Consider the following 305-nt stretch of genomic DNA (forward strand, 5'->3'; position numbering starts at 1 on the left):
GGCGCGGGTTCCACAACGGTTTTACGTCGGTGCCGTGTAGCTCTCTCCGCTGAGGGCCCGTAGCTCAGTGGACAGAGTGCTTGGTTCCGGACCAAGATGTCGCGGGTTCAAATCCCGTCGGGTCCGTTCGCTTCGCTCACTCCCCCGACGTACTCACACTCGCTTTCGCTCGCGTGAGTCCCGTCGGGTCCGTACAGTTCTGGAACGCTTTAGAACCAAAGAGCAAGCGCTGTAGCCGCTGATTTGGTATATTTCTCCGCCAGTCGATTTCGTCACGTACCGTGACGGACTCGCACTTGAGAGGC

At 59.0% G+C, this 305-nt stretch carries 1 tRNA gene; it reads left to right on the forward strand.

The annotated features are described in order from the left end of the window. Positions 1 to 53 precede the first annotated feature (53 nt). Positions 54 to 126 (forward strand) — tRNA-Arg (locus FY251_RS22310). Positions 127 to 305 lie beyond the last annotated feature (179 nt).

It is taken from the genome of Haloferax sp. KTX1, assembly GCF_902410085.1.
Classification (GTDB): domain Archaea; phylum Halobacteriota; class Halobacteria; order Halobacteriales; family Haloferacaceae; genus Haloferax; species Haloferax massiliensis.